Origin of the sequence: Methanoculleus sediminis (genome assembly GCF_001017125.1) — an archaeon.
Taxonomy (GTDB): domain Archaea; phylum Halobacteriota; class Methanomicrobia; order Methanomicrobiales; family Methanoculleaceae; genus Methanoculleus; species Methanoculleus sediminis.
The window spans coordinates 436,119-452,347 of record NZ_JXOJ01000001.1 but is presented as its reverse complement, the minus strand read 5'-3'; the positions used below and the strand labels follow the sequence as shown (position 1 = coordinate 452,347).

14 protein-coding genes are annotated in these 16,229 nt (G+C 64.7%); 3 read left to right on the top strand and 11 right to left on the bottom strand.

Translation table 11 applies throughout. The features are described from left to right. Positions 1 to 7: 7 nt before the first annotated feature. The 4 genes from SZ63_RS02295 to SZ63_RS02280 form a co-directional block, all read right to left on the bottom strand. Entirely contained in the window at positions 8 to 796 is a 789-nt protein-coding gene (locus SZ63_RS02295) for an ABC transporter ATP-binding protein (protein ID WP_048180406.1), read from the bottom strand. After that, positions 796 to 1,638, bottom strand: a complete 843-nt coding sequence (locus tag SZ63_RS02290; protein WP_048180403.1) for an ABC transporter permease — start codon at positions 1,636 to 1,638, stop codon at positions 796 to 798. Before SZ63_RS02290 ends, SZ63_RS02295 begins: the two co-directional genes overlap by 1 nt. Further along, a complete protein-coding gene (gene modA / locus SZ63_RS02285; protein WP_048180401.1) occupies positions 1,613 to 2,434 on the bottom strand; it encodes a molybdate ABC transporter substrate-binding protein in 822 nt (273 codons plus the stop codon). The genes SZ63_RS02290 and modA overlap by 26 nt, the downstream gene beginning before the upstream one ends. A gap of 228 nt (positions 2,435 to 2,662) precedes the next feature. After that, positions 2,663 to 2,944 (bottom strand): hypothetical protein, encoded by a 282-nt coding sequence (locus tag SZ63_RS02280; protein WP_048180398.1) that lies wholly within the window; start codon positions 2,942 to 2,944, stop codon positions 2,663 to 2,665. A gap of 235 nt (positions 2,945 to 3,179) precedes the next feature. Here SZ63_RS02280 and SZ63_RS12595 point away from each other — a divergent pair, with 235 nt between their 5' ends. After that, a complete protein-coding gene (locus SZ63_RS12595; protein ID WP_241481221.1) occupies positions 3,180 to 3,521 on the top strand; it encodes a hypothetical protein in 342 nt (113 codons plus the stop codon). Between the two features lie 74 nt (positions 3,522 to 3,595). Here the strand turns inward: SZ63_RS12595 and SZ63_RS02275 are convergent, their stop codons facing one another. After that, positions 3,596 to 4,822 carry an adenosylhomocysteinase gene (locus tag SZ63_RS02275; protein WP_048180396.1) on the bottom strand — a complete coding sequence of 409 codons (1,227 nt, stop codon included), beginning with the start codon at positions 4,820 to 4,822 and terminating at the stop codon, positions 3,596 to 3,598. 414 nt (positions 4,823 to 5,236) lie between these two features. On the opposite strand from SZ63_RS02275, the gene hisF reads away from it, so the two are divergent. Continuing rightward, positions 5,237 to 6,043, top strand: coding sequence for an imidazole glycerol phosphate synthase subunit HisF (hisF, locus tag SZ63_RS02270; protein ID WP_048180393.1), 807 nt, complete (start codon positions 5,237 to 5,239; stop codon positions 6,041 to 6,043). On the opposite strand, the gene pheT is transcribed toward hisF, so the two are convergent. Genes pheT through endA form a run of 4 tightly spaced genes read right to left on the bottom strand, consistent with a single transcriptional unit; the run spans position 6,000 to position 11,367 of the window. After that, a complete protein-coding gene (pheT, locus tag SZ63_RS02265; RefSeq protein WP_048180391.1) occupies positions 6,000 to 7,640 on the bottom strand; it encodes a phenylalanine--tRNA ligase subunit beta in 1,641 nt (546 codons plus the stop codon). The two genes, hisF and pheT, sit on opposite strands and share 44 nt — an antisense overlap. A 1-nt stretch (position 7,641) precedes the next feature. Then, positions 7,642 to 9,087, bottom strand: coding sequence for a phenylalanine--tRNA ligase subunit alpha (gene pheS, locus SZ63_RS02260; RefSeq protein WP_048180389.1), 1,446 nt, complete (start codon positions 9,085 to 9,087; stop codon positions 7,642 to 7,644). Positions 9,088 to 9,089: 2 nt separating this feature from the next. After that, positions 9,090 to 10,346 (bottom strand): tryptophan--tRNA ligase, encoded by a 1,257-nt coding sequence (locus SZ63_RS02255; protein WP_048180387.1) that lies wholly within the window; start codon positions 10,344 to 10,346, stop codon positions 9,090 to 9,092. A gap of 10 nt (positions 10,347 to 10,356) precedes the next feature. Next, on the bottom strand, positions 10,357 to 11,367 hold the full coding sequence (endA, locus tag SZ63_RS02250) for a tRNA-intron lyase (protein ID WP_048180384.1): 1,011 nt from the start codon (positions 11,365 to 11,367) through the stop codon (positions 10,357 to 10,359). A gap of 95 nt (positions 11,368 to 11,462) precedes the next feature. On the opposite strand from endA, the gene SZ63_RS02245 reads away from it, so the two are divergent. After that, positions 11,463 to 12,680, top strand: coding sequence for a hypothetical protein (locus SZ63_RS02245; protein WP_048180381.1), 1,218 nt, complete (start codon positions 11,463 to 11,465; stop codon positions 12,678 to 12,680). A 27-nt stretch (positions 12,681 to 12,707) separates the two neighbouring features. Here SZ63_RS02245 and SZ63_RS02240 read toward each other — a convergent pair whose 3' ends face one another. Next, complete coding sequence (locus SZ63_RS02240; protein WP_048180378.1) at positions 12,708 to 15,062, bottom strand: PKD domain-containing protein; 2,355 nt, start codon at positions 15,060 to 15,062, stop codon at positions 12,708 to 12,710. Between the two features lie 313 nt (positions 15,063 to 15,375). Further along, positions 15,376 to 16,224: a deoxyribonuclease IV gene (locus tag SZ63_RS02235; protein WP_048180375.1), complete on the bottom strand. Its 849-nt coding sequence runs from the start codon at positions 16,222 to 16,224 to the stop codon at positions 15,376 to 15,378. Positions 16,225 to 16,229: the final 5 nt, after the last annotated feature.

Below are 16,229 nucleotides of genomic sequence, written 5' to 3'. Positions count from 1 at the left end.
GTCGTTATCAGAGGGGCCGGGAATCCGGCAGCCTCCGGCTATGACCAGTGATTGGCGCCCGGGGCATAAAGCCGTTGTGGGGTTCCGACCCGGCAAAACTCGCGATGAACCCGTTATCCTGCATGCCGAGCACCTCCTCCGGCGCACCCTCGGCCACCACGTTCCCTTCTTCGAGGAGGCAGAGGCGATCGGCGAGTTCGAGGGCGTCGCCGAGGTTGTGGGTGACGACGATGCAGGGGATGCCGGTGCTCCTTATCCGATCACGAAGTTCCTTCCGCATCGCTCCTTGAGCCCGCATATCGACGGCGGCGAGCGGTTCGTCGAGGAGGAGGATGTCCGGATCGAGCACCAGCGCCCGGGCGAGGGCCACCCGCTGCCGCTGCCCTCCCGAGAGCCGGGCGACGTTGACGTCCGAGAGATCGGCGAGGTTCATCGCGCGAAGCTGGTTCGTCACAGAAAAAGCGATCTCCGGCCGCGGGACCTTCCGGCACCGGAGGCCGAACGCCACGTTCTCGGCGACGGTCATGTGCGGGAAGAGAGCATAGGACTGGAAGAGGTGGCCGATCCTCCGGTTCTCGGCGGGGACGTCGATCCCCTCCTCGCTTGAAAAGAGCGTCCTCTCCCCGAGCGCGATCTCGCCCGCGTCAGGCGTGAGGATGCCGGAGATCAGGTTCAGCACCGTGGATTTGCCCGCCCCGTTCTCCCCGATAAGGACGAGGGTTTCCCCCCGCCCGACCGAGAGCGTGACGTCGAGGATAAAGTCGCGGAGGTGCCGGACGGCGGAGAACGAGAGCATCAGAGACTCCTCCGGGTCATGATCTTCACCGAAGCGATCACCGCAAACGATATCGCGACCAGGATGATCGCGAGGCTGATCGCGGCATCAAGATCGCCCTGCATGGTCGTATAGATGGCAAGCGGCATTGTCTGAGTTCTCCCCTGGAAGTTCCCGGCAAACATGATCGTGGCGCCGAACTCCCCGAGCGCCCGGGCGAACGAGAGTATCGCCCCGGAGACGAGCCCGCCCCACGCAAGCGGGATGGTGACCCGGAAGGCGACGGTCGCCGGGGACGCCCCGAGCGTCCGCGCCGCATCTTCGTAGAGGCGGTCGACCGCCTCGAAACTCGCCCTCGCCTGCCGGATGTAGAACGGCGAGGCCACAAAGACCTGCGCGAGGATCACCGCGACCGTGGTGAAGGCGATGGAGATGCCGAATTGGTCGAGGTACTGCCCGACCACCCCACGACGGCCGAACGCCATCAGCAGCGCGATGCCCGCCACCGCCGGCGGCAGGACGATGGGGAGATCGGTGAGGGTATCGACGAGCGCCCGCCCCGGGTAGTCGCGCCGGGCGTTCACCAGGGCAAGCGGCGTCCCGAAGAGGACGACGATCGCCGTGCTCACCGTCGCGGTGGCGAGCGAGAGGGAGAGAGCGTCGAGCACCACCGGTTCGGCAAGCGACCGGAGGAACGCCTCCGGCGATATGCGCAGGAAGAGCGAGGCGACCGGCAGCGTGACGAAGAGGAGGAAGATCGCGAGAAGGACGGCGATGAGGAGGGTAAGTGCCGCCCTCCCAAACCGCGTCCGGCTGCCGGAGACGGGGGCCCCATGCTCAGGCAGGGATCGGGTCAAATCCATACTCTGTCAGGATGGCGCTGCCGTCCGGACCCCGGACGAATGCTATGAACGACTCTGCCTCAGCCTTGCCCGGCGACTCTGCAAGGATGCCGAGCGGATAGGTGGCCTTGACGTTGTACCCGGCCGGGATGTCGATCCGCGTCACTTTCTCCAGGTCGTCCTTTGAGACGTCCGACTTGTAGACGATCGCCGCATCCGCCTCGCCGAGCGCCAGCTTGGGCACCACCGAGCTCACCGCTGTCTCCTCGGAGATGACGTTCGCCATCACGGTTTCACGGTATGCTTCGCCGTATGCAGGATCGGCAGCCAGTTTTTCTAACATCTGCCGGGTATAGTCGCCGAAGGGAACATCCTTGGTGCCGATGACGAGTTTTACGCCCGATCTGTTCAGGTCGGCAAGACCATTGATATCTGCCGGATTATCGGCCGGGACGATCAGGGCCAGATTGTTCTCGAGGAATGGGGTCACGGTCCCGTTATCCATGAACCCGCCGTCCTGGAGCGCCTTCATGTGCTTCGTGCTCGCGGAGACGAAGATATCGGGGTTCGCTCCCTGCTCGATCTGGGTGCGGAGAGCCTGCGATCCGTCGAAGACCAGATCGATCCTGACGTTTTCGTTCTCCGCTTCGTAGGCCTTGCCGATATCCGTGAAGGCTCCCGTGAGCGACGCGGCCGTAAAGACGGTCAGGGTAGTCTCTCCCGGGGTCTCCTCCGTGGTCGTGCATCCCGCGACCAGGAGACCGGCGATGATCATGAGGGTTATGGCAACAAGGGTTGCCGGGGTTGATGCTTTCATAATGACACCTTGCTATAGAGGATTGCGGCACGGTATATTTAATTTAGCTTATTTGAGGCCCAAATAAACGATATTTGATTTACGTGCCCGGCGAGTATAAAAACATGTTGTGCTGCCAGCTCCCGGAGCGTGCAATAAAAGAGTCCGAGAGGGGTCTGCCGGCCCGGGGGAAAACAGATCGTCACCCCGGCTATGGCTGACGCGCGGAGGATGGATGATGATTCCGGGTCAGGTACGCCGTCGCTTCACTTCGTCCAGGAGCTCACGGCGGACATGTTCAATCCGCTCGTTCACCATCCGGGCAAGGGATTCTCCTCCGGAAACATCGTAATGCGAAGTCTCCCGCAACCGCATATCTTCGAGCGTCCTCGCCTTCGTCAGTTCCCCGATGACTGACTGTGCCATATTCGAGTATTCCCCGCTGTCGACCTTCTCCTTCAGCCACCGGTAGAGATGGCCCGGGAGCCGCACACCCACCTGCTTGCTTGAGATGTTATCGGGAGACTCCATCTTCCTATTCAGGTACCCCGGCAGGACAATTATATCATACCGTTTTTATTTTTCCAATTAGATACCCATTGTTACCAATAGGTATCATTAAGCAGTGGGAGCGCACACAGAGGGGCATGAGACAGAGCAAGCCGACCGGCCTGTACCTGCCTGACGAACGCAGGCGGACCCAAAAGGCATGGAGATGTGGCATTCCGTGGAGAAATAACCGCATCGTAAACAGGGGGACGGGTGTGTGCGCGGGTTGAACGTGCCCGGGAAGATGCCGTGCCCGCCGCGCGACGCCGGTGATGCCGGAGAGGACGGACCTGTCCCCTGCCCATTCTGCGGGTGCCGGAACCACGTCAAGGAGATCATGACCGCCAACCCGCGGGTCCATACCGTCCATCAATGCCTCAAATGCGGCCACTGGTTCGATGACCGGGGGCCGGCATGCCCCCGGTGCGGCTCCCCGGGGGAACTCCTGGGGAATGTCGACGCTCCCGGGTGCGGCATGTATGCGCAGTACCGCTGCTGCGAGTGCGGCCACGGGTTCATATTACGAATGAATTGTGACGGAGACGCCTGTCAGACCTGACGGCGTATCGGTCCCGGCCCTTCCGTTTTTTCCACCCCGGATCTTGCACAGGGATTTGTATTAAAAAAGTGGATTTACGTCCCGATCGTCCAGCTGCTCATATAGGTCTCCTGCTCGGGCGTCAGCCGGTCGATCGAGAGGCCGAGCGCGTCGAGTTTCAGCCGTGCCACAGCCTCGTCGATGGCGGACGGGACGTCGTGCACACCGGGCGCGAGTTCGCGGCCGTGCTTCGCGATGAACTCGGCGGAGAGCGCCTGGACGGCAAAACTCAGGTCCATCACCTCGACGGGGTGGCCCATGCCCTTCGGCGTCGCGAGGTTCACGAGCCTTCCTTCGGCAAGGACATGGACGGCTTTGCCGCCGAGCACGTAGGTGTCGATGCCGTCCCGGTGGACGGTGGAATCCGCGTGCGACGCCAGCCAGTCGACGTCGATCTCCACGTTGAAGTGGCCGGCGTTCGCGAGGATCGCCCCGTCCTTCAGGTTCGGGAGGTGCCGTTCGGTGAGGATGCTCGTATTGCCGGTGGTGGTGACGAAGATATCGCCGAGGGGAGCAGCCTGGTCCATCGTCATGACCTCAAAGCCGTCCATGTGCGCCTGCAGCGCCCGCCGGGGATCGACCTCGGTCACGATGACGCGGGCGCCGAGGCTCCGGGCCTTCTGCGCGAGCCCCCGGCCGCAGTAGCCGTAGCCCGCGACGACGAACCGTTTGCCGGCGATGAGAACGTTTGTCGTGATCATGATCGACGCAAGCGAACTCTCACCGGTGCCGTGGACGTTGTCGAAGAAGTGCTTCATCGGGGTGTCGTTGACGGCGACGACCGGGAACCTGAGCGCCCCCTCCTGTGCCATCGCGCGGAGCCGGTGGATGCCGGTCGTGGTCTCCTCGCACCCGCCGATGATCGCGTCCAGCACATCCCGCCGCTCGGTGTGGATGCGGTGGATCAGGTCCATCCCGTCGTCGATGGTGATCGCGGGGCGGGCGTCGAGCACCCGGTCGATGGCCGCGTAGTACTCCTCGATGCCGGCCCCCCGGCGGGCGTAGGAGTGAATCCGCTCCCGGGTATCGAGCGCCATCGCAACGTCGTCCTGGGTCGAGAGGGGGTTGCACCCCGTGATGTGCACCTCGGCGCCGCCTGCTGCGAGCGTCTCGACCAGCACCGCGGTCTTTGCCTCGACGTGCAGGGCCATGCCGATAGTCATGCCGGAGAACGGCTGCTCCTCGACAAAACGCTTCCGAATGGACGAGAGCACCGGCATGTACTGCCGTGCCCACGCAATTTTTAGGTCTCCAGACTCCATAAAAACCACCAGACCGGTTATCCCGCCCGGATATTCTCCGGTTTGCCTGTAAAGGTGTCTTTCGTGAGTACTTAAAAGTAGGGGAGCAGCACGGGCTCCAGGGGATAGGGTTCGCCCGAGTGTATGTGCAACCTCTATTGATGGATATCCTCCAGGAGCATCTCCCCTCCCCTTGTCTCCAACCCGCATCTCCTGTGTTCGAACTCCGGCCGCTCGCTCCGCTCCCGCCCGTCGCAAGTCGCACCTGGCGGTGCTCCTGCTCCTGCCCCCGCACCTCGCACCTCCGGTGCTCGAACTCCGTTCCCATGGAACGTCGTTCCTACCGGTGCTCCAGCTCTGTTCCAGAGGGAACATCGCACCTTCGGCCAGTCGCATAGGCAAACCCTCATCATCTCCGCCTCAAAACCACTACACATGGTTCTGACCAAGCGGATCATCCCCTGTCTTGACCTCAAGGACGGGCGGGTGGTCAAGGGCACGCACTTCGTCGGCCTGCGCGACGCGGGCGATCCCGTGGAACTCGCCCAGCGCTACAACGAGCAGGGCGCGGACGAGGTGGTCTTCCTCGACATCACCGCCACCAGGGAAGACCGGGGCACCATTATCGACGTCGTGCAGCGGGCGGCCGACCAGCTCTTCCTCCCGCTCACCGTCGGCGGCGGCATCCGGACGATCGAGGACATGAAGCAGATCCTCCGGGCGGGCGCGGACAAGGTGAGCATCAACTCGAGCGCCGTCGCCGACCCGAACCTGATCTCGCAGGGCGCCGAACGGTTCGGCACCCAGTGCATCGTCGTCGCCGTCGATGTCCGGCGCAACTACGAGACGGCACCGGGAAAAACGCCGATAACCCTCGCCGACGGCCGGGAGTGCTGGTACGAGGTCGTGACCCACGGCGGCAGCCGGGGCACGGGGCTTGACGCCGTCGCCTGGGTGAGAGAAGCGGAGGAGCGCGGGGCGGGCGAGATCCTGCTCACCAGCATGGAGACCGACGGGACGAAGGAGGGGTTCGACATCCCGATCACGAGAGCTGTCTCGGAGACGGTCGGCATCCCGGTGGTCGCGAGCGGCGGCGTGGGGACGCTCGACCACTTCTACGAAGGGTTCACGGAAGGAAAGGCCGACGCCTGCCTTGCGGCAAGCGTCTTCCACTACGGCGAGTTCACCGTCCGCCAGGTCAAGGAGTATCTGGCAGGGCGGGGTATCCCGATACGGCTGTAAGGTCGAGCGCGAACGCCGCGACCGAATGCTCGAGGTCGAATGACCCGAGAACGGCCGGGTGGATCTCCCCGAAGACCCCGACTATTCTCCCGTTGACGACGATATCCCCGCGGCGGCCGTCGAGGAACGCCGGGTCGGCCGACTCGGCGACCGTGTAGGAGAGCGAGAGTTCCCGGCAGAGGACGTCCGCCGCCGCGTATGCCTCCGAGAAGTCGGCCGCCGGGTGGATGCTGACCGCCGCCGCTTTCTGGGAGGTGACGCAGTCCACGACCACGTCGCCCACCGCAAAGAGCCTCTGCGGGAGCTCGCGGTGCTTGTTTGCCTGGAGCATCTCCATCAGCAGGGGAAGGAGGTCGGTCCGGACCACCGTCTGCTCCTCGCTGATCGGGTGGAGCACCCGCAGGGTTCCGGGAGCGGGCTCCCGCTGCATGTTCGTATACAGCACCCGGTCGTTTGAGAGGGTGAACGGGATCGCCTCGAGGTACCCGAGGCCGGTCATCACCGACCGGACCGCTCCCGTGATGGCACTGATCGGGTGCTCCTGTGCAACGGTGGAGGTCGCCGGGAGGGCGGCATCGAAGTTCTCGATGCCGTGGGCGATCGCCACGTCCTCGAAGATATCCCAGTCGTGGAGGATGTCCGAGCGGTAGCAGGGAACGAGGACCCGGACCCTTGAAGCGCCGTCGGGCTCGGCCCCGAATCGCATCCGGCGAAGGAGCCGCGCCATCTCCTGCGGCGTGAGAGAGAGGCCGAGGAGGCGGGAGCACTCCACGACCGAGACAACCCGCTCCGCGGGAGCGAGCGTCGGCATCTCCTCGCCCTCGACGGTGACGGTCTCGACCGTCGCCCCGGCCTCGGCGAGCGCCGTGCAGATGATGTTCACCGCCGTCATCACCGCCTTTCTGTCGGTGCCGGTGCAGTCGAGCAGGATGTTCTTCGTCGCCGCCGTGACCCGCGTCAGCTCGCCGTTGATGATCGGCGGGAAGGAGAGCACCCGGTTCTCGGCATCGACGATCAGCGGGAACTTATCGAAGTTCTCCACCAGGTGAGCGTAGTCCCGGCCCTTCGGGTGGTCGGCGAGCATCTCGTCCATCGTCATCTCCTGCTCGAAGTCCAGCGGGACGAACGACCGGTTCCGGGGGGAGGCGACGTAGCGGAAGGGAGGCTTGACCGTATCGAGGTCGTGGACGCCGATCGCCACCTTGCCGCGCCCGCGCCCGACCGCCCAGTGGAGGGCTTCCTGGAGGGCCATCAGGCTCTCGATCGCCTCTTCGTCGAGACTGACGTTCCGGATCACCGCCGAACCGAGGTAGGGCCGGATAGCGGCAAGGTCCGGGTCGACCGAGAAGGTGATCCCTGAAGGGCGGACGGTGTAGTTCGGAAGCCCCTCCTCGATACCGAGGAACCCGCGCATCGCCCGGGCGACGCCCTCGGGCGAGTAGAGGTCCGGCCGGTTCGGGAAGAACTCGACGTCCACGTGGTCTTCCTCAATCCGCTCGATGTCGGCCCCGATCATCGGAACGCGGTCGATGATCGTCTGCCGGTCGGTGCCGGCCAGCCGTTCCAGGTACCGGTAGGGTAACGTGATTATTGCCATATTACCGCCTCCCGCCGTAGGTGGGCGTCTCCCGGACCCACTCGACGTCGCTCCTGTAGAGCTGCCGGAGATCCCGCAGCCCGAGCCGGAGCATCGCCACCCGGCTGATCCCGAGACCCCACGCGAGCACCGGGTGCTCGATCCCGAAGGGCTCGGTCACCTCCTGGCGGAAGATGCCCGACCCGCCGAGCTCCACCCAGCCGAGCCCGTCGACGTAGACCTCCGGCTCCACGGAGGGCTCGGTGTAGGGGAAGTAGCCGGGACGGAACCGGACCTTCTCAAAGCCCATCTTGGCGTAGAACTCCTTGAGGAACCCCAGAAGGTGGCGTAAATTGACGTCTTCGTCCATGACGATCCCCTCGAGCTGCTCGAACTCCGCGAGGTGGGTGGGATCGATCGCCTCCCGCCGGTAGACCCGGCCGATGCAGAACGCCCTGACCGGCGGCTTCGGGTGCGCGGCGAGGTGCTGGATCGAGAGGCTCGTCGTGTGCGTCCGGAGCACGCACTGCTCCGCCTTCTCGGCGCTCCAGGTGCCGCCCCACCCGGTCGAGGAGGTCCCGCCGCCGTGCTCGTGCATGTCGCGGACGCGCTCGTAGCCCGCCGGGAGCGGCCGGCGCTCGCCGAGGAAGAAGGTGTCCTGCATCTCCCGTGCCGGGTGGTCCTGCGGCTGGAAGAGGGCGTCGAAGTTCCAGAACGAACTCTGGACGATCCCGCCCGACATCTCCTCGAATCCCATATCGAAGAGGATGCCGCGCATCTCATCGATGATGCGCTGGTAGGGATGCACCTTCCCGGGATAGGCGCGTTTCGGGAGTTTCGTGACGTCGTAGCGCCGGAGAGGGAGAGACTTCCACTCACCGGAGAGGATCTGCTCGCGGGTGAGCGTGCCCGCCTCTTCCCGCAGGTCGAGGCCCTGGCTGAGGAGTTCGCGGCCGCGAGGCGTGATCGAGACGGTGTAGGCGACCGTCTCCTCCTCCTGCACGAGCCCGCGCTTCGCGAGATCGGCAACCCCTTCGCCGTCGGCGATCTCGCCCTTTTCGGCGAGCCGGGCAAACGCGGCTTCGTCGGGGCCCGGGGCGGTGTTGCCGGACTTCTGCACGACTCCGTCCCTGATGGCGATCCAGCCCTTCTTGCGCATCCAGCCGATGGCGATCTTCGCAAGCGGGTGGCCCTGGAGGTCGCGCATCGGGATTGACTCCTCGAAACTCTCGAGCACCTGCCGCTCGGGAAGGCCCCTTCCGATGTAGGCCCGTCCCTCTTCCGTCGGGACATACCGGCGGGCGACGTGCTTTTCCACGTCCACAAGCCCCCGATCACCGGCGAGGTTCGCGTACTGCACCACCGCCTCCCGGCGGGTATCCATCTTCTCCGCAAGGACGGCCGCGTCGGCCGATCCCATCGGCCCCAGGGCAACCAGGAGTTTCTTCTCGTTCAGCGTCAGTTCCACCGTCACACCTCCTCTGCAAGATGCTCGACCGCATCCATCTTATCCCGCAACTCCGAAAGAAACGCATTCACGCGCTCCAGCGTCTCCTTCTTGCACTGCCCGCAGGTGAGTTCTCCGCTCTCGCACCGGCGCCGCAGGTCGGCGAGTTCCACGTCGTCCTCGAGCATGTGGAAGAGATTCAGGAGATAGACCGAGCAGGCGTCCGGCTCGCCCCCGAGACGCCTCTGCTCCTCGAGCGTCATCCGCCCGCCGGTCTTCGCCGCCATGACCTTCTTCTTGATCGACCTGTCGGACTCGTAGAACCCGAACGAACTCTCGGCCACGCTGCTCGACATCTTCCCGCCCTGGAGCCCGGGCATGAAGATGTGGTAGGTCGACGAGGGGAGGTAGAACCCGAACCCGCCGTGAGCGATCTCGACCTCGCGGACGGCGTCCTCCACCCGCCCATGCGGAAGGCCGGTGACGTCCACGTGGCCGGCATACTTCTTCGAGCCGGGGAAGGCGCGGTGCACGGCCTCGATAGCCGCCTCGGGAGCGTTCTTCGACCGGACGCTGATATGGTCGCCGCGATCCTCGACCGTGAAGAGCCTGAGTTTGTAGGCCACGTCCCGGGTGAGCCGGATGTGCGGGTCCTGATCGAGGCCGACCGGGACGATCGTCGGCGCAGGGCCGGCATCGAGCTGCGGGAAGAGGATATCGGCGACCTGGGTGATGACGCTCATCGCGTGGGAGAGCGAAGTGTCCGGCCCGAACCCGTAGATCGCCGCGAGCTCCGAGAAGTTCACCTTCGTGGACGCCTCGAACGCGAGGTCTTTCAGGCGCTCGTTTTTGCTCTGGTAGTAGGTCGTGCCCTCGAATCCCAGGGCGTAGAGGGCTTTGAGGTACTCTTTCCCGTACTCGCGGCACTTCTCCCACGATATGCCGCGGACCGCGTGCGCCTCCCGGTCGGCGACGGCGACGTAGCCGTTCCCGCCCTGCCGGACGTGCCAGACGACCTCCTTCATGACCATCAGGTGCCCGAGGTGCGGGAGACCCGAGGGCATGAACCCGGTCAGCACGTGAAACGGGGTGCGGTTTCTGATGGCGTCGGCTACCAGGTTGTAGTCCCGGTGCCCAACGACGATACCCCTGCGCATAAACGACGGTACCTCGGGAAGCCTTCGTGCGACCTCACTGACCGGCTCGATGCCGAACTCGGCAAAGAGTCGATCTACATCAACGGTCTGGTTATTCGACCACGGGTTCACTTCTGAATGCATGTACTGACGCTCACAGTTTTATTCGCGCGAATTCGACGTATCTGATATCGGTGTTATATATGCAGGCAAACAACATCTTCTTTTTGACGCTGTGAGCCAGCCTGACCGAGCGGGAGACGCCGCTCATCGGCGTGGAGGTCCCGGACGGAACGGCGTGAACGAGCATCTCGGAATGGCTCTTCTTCCCGGAGTAGACGCGGAAGTGGTGGCCGAACTTGTAGCCCGTCCGGGGGATGTAGCCTTTCTCCCGGAGATCGGAGAAGACCCGTTCTTTTTCGCGGATCTCGACGTCTTTCCCCGACGCCGCATCGAGGAACTGCTCTGCGGTCATCGGTTCCCCTTCCTGCACGATCGAGAGGCAGTCTCTGCGCATGAGAAAGATCGACTCGACCGGGCGGAGGAGCAGCCGCTCGGGATCAAGCCTCTTGCCGTACCAATCCTCCTCAAGCGGAGTTCCCGGCGGCAGGTGGGCGAGCGCGTAGGTCCCGAAGAGTGTGGCCTCCACCGGCGCCGCGCATCCCGCAGGCTCCCCGACACCGGGGAGATCCTGCACCCGCACCTCGTAGTAGGTCAGCTCGTCCTCGTCGTCGACGACCGCGAGGAGGTACTGTTTGCGCATGTTGACCGCGGCAAGCACGTCCTGGCTCAACCGGTCGAAGTCGACGATGTCGCGCTCGGAGAGGACCCGGATCAGGTACCGGGACTTCCCGGCGCCGGGCTTGTGGCCGCGGCGGAAGACGCGGAAATCCTGCGGGCCGGGCTGAATCACGTATCCTCGCTCGCGGATGTCGCGGTAGACGAGATATCTGCGGACGAAGTTCGGCTGGCCGGCAAAGAGGCCGAGCAGGGCGTCGAAACCGAAGTCCTTCACGTCGATCTTGCTCCTCTCCATGAGGTAGAGCGCCTCTTCGGGAGAGAGGCGGAGGCCGGTTCCCTCAAGCCTGCCGTAGCCGCCCTGCTCGTAGAGCGCCCGTCCTTCACCGCCGAGGCGTACCCAGGTTCCGTCGAATATCGCCAACACGTGCTAGAGCTATTGGAAGTTCACGTTCATTAATGGATTGTCGGGAGCGAACCACTACGCTTTTTGCGTGCCGAACCGCACCAGTGATCGATTCCATGACGGAAAATGTCCGAGACTTCTGGAAGCCGGGGGCGATCCTCGCGGCACTGCTCATCGCGGTGGTGCTGCCGGCAGGGATCGTCTCTGCGACCGAGACCTCACCGGAGGTCGCCTGGAACGTGACGTTCGCGCCGGAGAGCAACAACAAGTTCGACGCCGTTGCGCCGACCGCGGACGGCGGGTTCATCGCCCTCGGTTCGACCCTTGCGGAGAAGTACGGGGGGAGCGAGAGCCTGCTGCTCGTGAAGACCGACGGCGAGGGCAACGAGGTATGGAACGCGACCTTCGCGGATATCTCGCCCGCCTCCGTTGCAGAAACCGCCGACGGGGGTTACATCGTTGCCGCCTTCAACGTATCATCGACGGGATCGGACCAGGACCTCGCCTACGAGGGCACCTCGCTCCTGATCCGGACCGACACCGCCGGGGAAGAGGAGTGGCGGCAGGTCATTCCCGGGATGAAGGTCTCGTCCGTCACGGAGAGCGCCGACGGCGGCTACGCCGCGATCGGGTGGCTCTGGAACTCCCCCGGGTCGGAGAACGAGACGACGGCGGTCATCGTGAAGACCGGCGGTGAGGGGACGCCCGTCTGGAACCGGACGTTCCCCGGCACCGCCGCGAACGCAGGAATCGCGACCGCCGACGGGGGCTACGTCATCGGGGGCACTTCGTCGCCCTTCACCTACGACATCGGCGACGGCTTCCTCATCCGCCTCGATGCCGACGGCAACACGCTCTGGCATGAGAACTACCAGGTCCCGGTCATCTTCGACGTCAAAGAGACCGGCGACGGGCGGTTCGTCTACTCGGGCAACTACTGGTACGGCCTCGTCGACGGAGACGGAGAAGAGGTCTGGCTCCGGAATATGGAGGGGCTGACCGGATACGCCGTCGCTCTGCGGCCCTCCGGCGGGTACGTGGTTGCAGGCACGGATGCAAGGAACGGGGAAGGCTTCGTCTTCGGAACTGATGCGGACGGGACGATCCTGTGGGACACGGCGTTCACCGCTACCGGGATCTACGGGGCCAGCAGTGCGCCCGGCGTGTACACCCTTGCGGGCATCCGGTTCCTCTCGTCCGATACCAGCGCCGCCTGGCTGGCCGGGGTCACGGAGCCGGTGAGCCCCGCCCCGACGGCGGCACCGGGCTTCGGTGCGGCGGCTGCCGGGGCGGCGCTCCTCCTCCTCATCGCGGGGAGGAGGCGGAGAGAGTAAACCCCTCCATCACTCTTTTAACCGTTTTCAGGGCTCACCCTTCCGGAAGTAGAGGAGTGCCCCCGCCCCCGCGATGACGAGGGCAAGCAGGCCCGGGATGAGGTGCGCGTACGGGATGTCACGGGCCACGGGTTTCTGACCGGTATCGGCGGCGACTGCCTGTGCCGCACCGTCTTCGGGTACCGCGGCAAAGAGCGCGTAGGTGCTGAAGTGAGAGACTTCGGCTGTGACGCTCCGGGTCTCCGGGAGGACGGTGGTTGGGACTTCCTCCCAGGTGCCGGCCGACCGATCGTATCGCTGCACCACGAGCCCGCCCTGCACGCTGCCGTTGTAGACGGCGTTCCACTGCTCTTGTGTGAAGTTGAACGAGAGCGTCGCCGGCGGGGAGAAGACAGCCCCCTCCGGCCCGGCGGTGCAGGCGTACCCGGCAAACACGTATGCGCCGGGCACCGCGGGCACGTCGGCCGCACCGATCGCCGCAAGGGTCACCGCGCGAAGCGGGTTGCCGGCGGCATCGGCCGCCCTGACGCCCTCCGCGATCGTGAGGGTCACGATCCCGTCGGCCGAACGGATCCTGGCGACCCGGTCGACGAGACCGGTCGCCCCGAGGTGCAGGCTGCCGGAGTCGGTTTCACCAGGGGTGGGATTCGCCGTCACGGTGGGGGCAGGCGTGGCCGTGGGCTTTTGCGTGCTCCAGCCGGGGTTGACCGGGGCGGAGCCGCCGCCACCCCCACCGCCACCACCGCCTCCTCCTCCCCCTCCGCCGCCACCGCTGCTGCCCGCGGGCTTCTGTGTCGCGGTCGGGGTGGCCGTCTGGGTTGGGGTTGGCGTCACGTTGACCGTCGGAGTCGGGGTTACGGTCGGGGTCACAGTCGGGGTCACAGTCGGGGTGGGAGTTGCGGAATAGACGGTGATGTAGCCGTACTCCGTGTGCGTCGCGCTGGCTCCCGCGTTGTCACAGGTCAGGGAGACGTTGTAAACACCGGGACGATCGTAACGGTGCCGCGTGTCCCGGTGTGGCGATGTCTCGCCGTCACCGAAGTCCCAGAGCCAGGCCGTCGCGTAGTCCGGGGAATCGCCGTACAACAAGACCGTAAGGGGTGCTGGCCCCGACAACGGTTCCGCGCGGAAGCTGATAACCGGCGGTTCCGGGGGACCCACGTGGATGAGATCGGTCTTCGTGACGGTATCGGACCCGAACTCGCTGCTCACCGTGAGCGAGACGGTGTAGTTCCCCGGGATCTCGTAGAAGTGCCACGGGTATTGCGAGGTCGAGGTGTTCCCGTCGCCGAAATCCCACTCCCAGGTGTCCGGGCCGCCGGCCGACTGGTCGGTGAACCGGACGTAGAGCACCGCCCCTCCTTCGGTCGGGTCTGCCGAGAACTCCGCTACCGGAGCCGATCCGTTGAAGTAGATGAAGGCGTGGATGTCCGAGCCCTCTCCACGGCCGTGCTGCCAGACGACCCGATCACCGCTGACGGCAGGGTAGAGCTGTTCGATCGCGGAAGGAAGGACCGGCATCTGCTTATCCTTCCCTGCGGCGAGGTCGCAGATGTAAACGTTCCAGATCCCGCTCCGCCTGTCCTCCCAGGCGATGAGGTCACCATCGATCGCCGGGGAGACCTGCCAGTCGGGATTGGTGGTGATCCTCTGCTCTCCGGCGGCAGGGTTATCGAGATCGAAGAGGTAGATGTCGGGAGCCATGTTCCGGTAGTCCTCCCAGACGATCCGGCTCCCCGATATCGACGGGTAGGTCTGCCGTGCACCGTTCCCGGTGATCTGGCGCCGCTCTCCGTTCCGGATATCGTACGCCCAGATATCCCCGCCCCCGGTGTCCTCCTCCCAGACGACGTACCTCTCCGAGAGCGCGGGCTTCCAGTCGGTCACCGGCGAACAGGAGAGGAAGGTCTCGCTGCCGGTCTCGAGATTATACAGACAGATATCCGTGCTCCCGCTCCGGGCATCGTACCAGACCACATGCTCCCCGTGAACGACGGGCATCCACTGGTCGGCCGGGTCGTCGGTGAGCGCCGTCGTCATGCCGGTCGAAAACCTGAAGAGGCTGATGTCCGGGCTCATGTTCCGGTTTTCATCCCAGACGACGTAATCCCCCGAGACGGACGGGTACCTCTGCCCCGTCCCCCCGCCCGCAACCCTCCGGCCGTCGCTGCCGGGGCCGCTCGAATAGTAGATCGACTTTCCGTTCCTGCCGTCCTCCCAGACGGCCATATCTCCATCGATGTCGGGGTGCTCCTGCGATCCTCCAGCGATACAGACCGCAACGGTATCTCCCGGGGCCTTCTCCCCGGCCATGGCGGGAGATACCAGCAATCCGATAACAATGACGGTACAGACGACAATCAGCGCGTTATATTCAGCCATTCTTGTATCACCACGATGAGAACGCCCCCTTCGTCCCATACGATGGTGTCTGTACGCGCGCCGGGGGAACGGGGCTCCCCGGCCGGCGTACAAACAGAGATCCTGTGGAATTCCGGAGAATCACCAGGATTCCACAGGATAAAGGGTTCGCGCGTTGCAGGATAGAATTATTAATATAAATATCTTGCCATGAACCGGAGCGAGTGGAGAGGGTATTCCAGACTATTATAATAAAAGAGAGATATTAATCGTAGCAGGAGCCGTCGCACAATAGCCGGTAGCACGGCCTCTTTGGAGAAGCACCCCGGGGCGCTCACGCGCCCGCAAGTTCGCGGACCTTCGCGATATTTCCGGAGTCGCTCCGCCGCTCGTCCACCGGCGTCTCGCAGATGAGGGGAAGGCTCCGGACGGCCGAATGACGGAGGATATGCCGGAACCCATCTTCCCCGATCCTCCCGAGCCCGATGTGCTCGTGCCGGTCGAGCCCGCTCCCGAGGTCCCCTTTGCAGTCGTTGAGATGGACGACCCGGAGGCTGGCAAGGCCAATCGTGTCGTCAAGCTCCGTAAAGACCGCATCGACCTCCTCCGCGGTTCGGAGGTCGTAGCCGGCGGCGAACGCATGGCAGGTATCGAAACAGATCCCGACCCTCTCTTTTGCGTCGATACCTTCCATGATCCGCGAGAGATCGTCGCCGGTCGTCCCCACGCTGTTCTTCTCCCCGGCGGTGTTCTCGAGGAGGAGCATCACGTCGCTCTCTCCTGCATCCGCAAACGCCCGGTTGACGGCGGCGATGACCCGCTCCTGTCCCACTGCCGTCCCGGCGCCACGGTGGTGCCCGAGATGGGTCACCAGGTAAGGTATCCCGAGGAGGGCGCACCGCCGGAGTTCCCCGGCAAGCGCAGCGACCGATTTTTCGTAGATCTCGGCATCGGGCGAGGCCGGGTTCGGGAGGTAGGGCATGTGGTCGACGACCGGGCCGATGCCCGATGAACGCACCGCCGCCCTGAAGGCCTCGGCCACGCCGGGGTCGAGGTCTTTTGCCTTCCAGCCGCGGGGATTTCTGGAGAAGATCTGAAACGTATCGCAGCCTGCGTCAAGGGCCCGCCCGACCGCAAGGTCGATCGAGCCGGCGATGGAGACGTGGCATCCCACCAGCACCATACCGT

Bases quoted from the DNA above. Each gene is read 5' to 3' on its own strand.
- SZ63_RS02280 (WP_048180398.1), bottom strand. From the start codon at position 2,944: ATGGAGTCTCCCGATAACATCTCAAGCAAGCAGGTGGGTGTGCGGCTC.
- SZ63_RS02295 (WP_048180406.1), bottom strand. From the start codon at position 796: ATGCTCTCGTTCTCCGCCGTCCGGCACCTCCGCGACTTTATCCTCGAC.
- hisF (WP_048180393.1), top strand. From the start codon at position 5,237: ATGGTTCTGACCAAGCGGATCATCCCCTGTCTTGACCTCAAGGACGGG.
- modA (WP_048180401.1), bottom strand. From the start codon at position 2,434: ATGAAAGCATCAACCCCGGCAACCCTTGTTGCCATAACCCTCATGATC.
- SZ63_RS02275 (WP_048180396.1), bottom strand. From the start codon at position 4,822: ATGGAGTCTGGAGACCTAAAAATTGCGTGGGCACGGCAGTACATGCCG.
- SZ63_RS02235 (WP_048180375.1), bottom strand. From the start codon at position 16,224: ATGGTGCTGGTGGGATGCCACGTCTCCATCGCCGGCTCGATCGACCTT.
- pheT (WP_048180391.1), bottom strand. From the start codon at position 7,640: ATGGCAATAATCACGTTACCCTACCGGTACCTGGAACGGCTGGCCGGC.
- SZ63_RS02240 (WP_048180378.1), bottom strand. From the start codon at position 15,062: ATGGCTGAATATAACGCGCTGATTGTCGTCTGTACCGTCATTGTTATC.
- SZ63_RS02245 (WP_048180381.1), top strand. From the start codon at position 11,463: ATGACGGAAAATGTCCGAGACTTCTGGAAGCCGGGGGCGATCCTCGCG.
- SZ63_RS02255 (WP_048180387.1), bottom strand. From the start codon at position 10,346: ATGCATTCAGAAGTGAACCCGTGGTCGAATAACCAGACCGTTGATGTA.
- SZ63_RS02290 (WP_048180403.1), bottom strand. From the start codon at position 1,638: ATGGATTTGACCCGATCCCTGCCTGAGCATGGGGCCCCCGTCTCCGGC.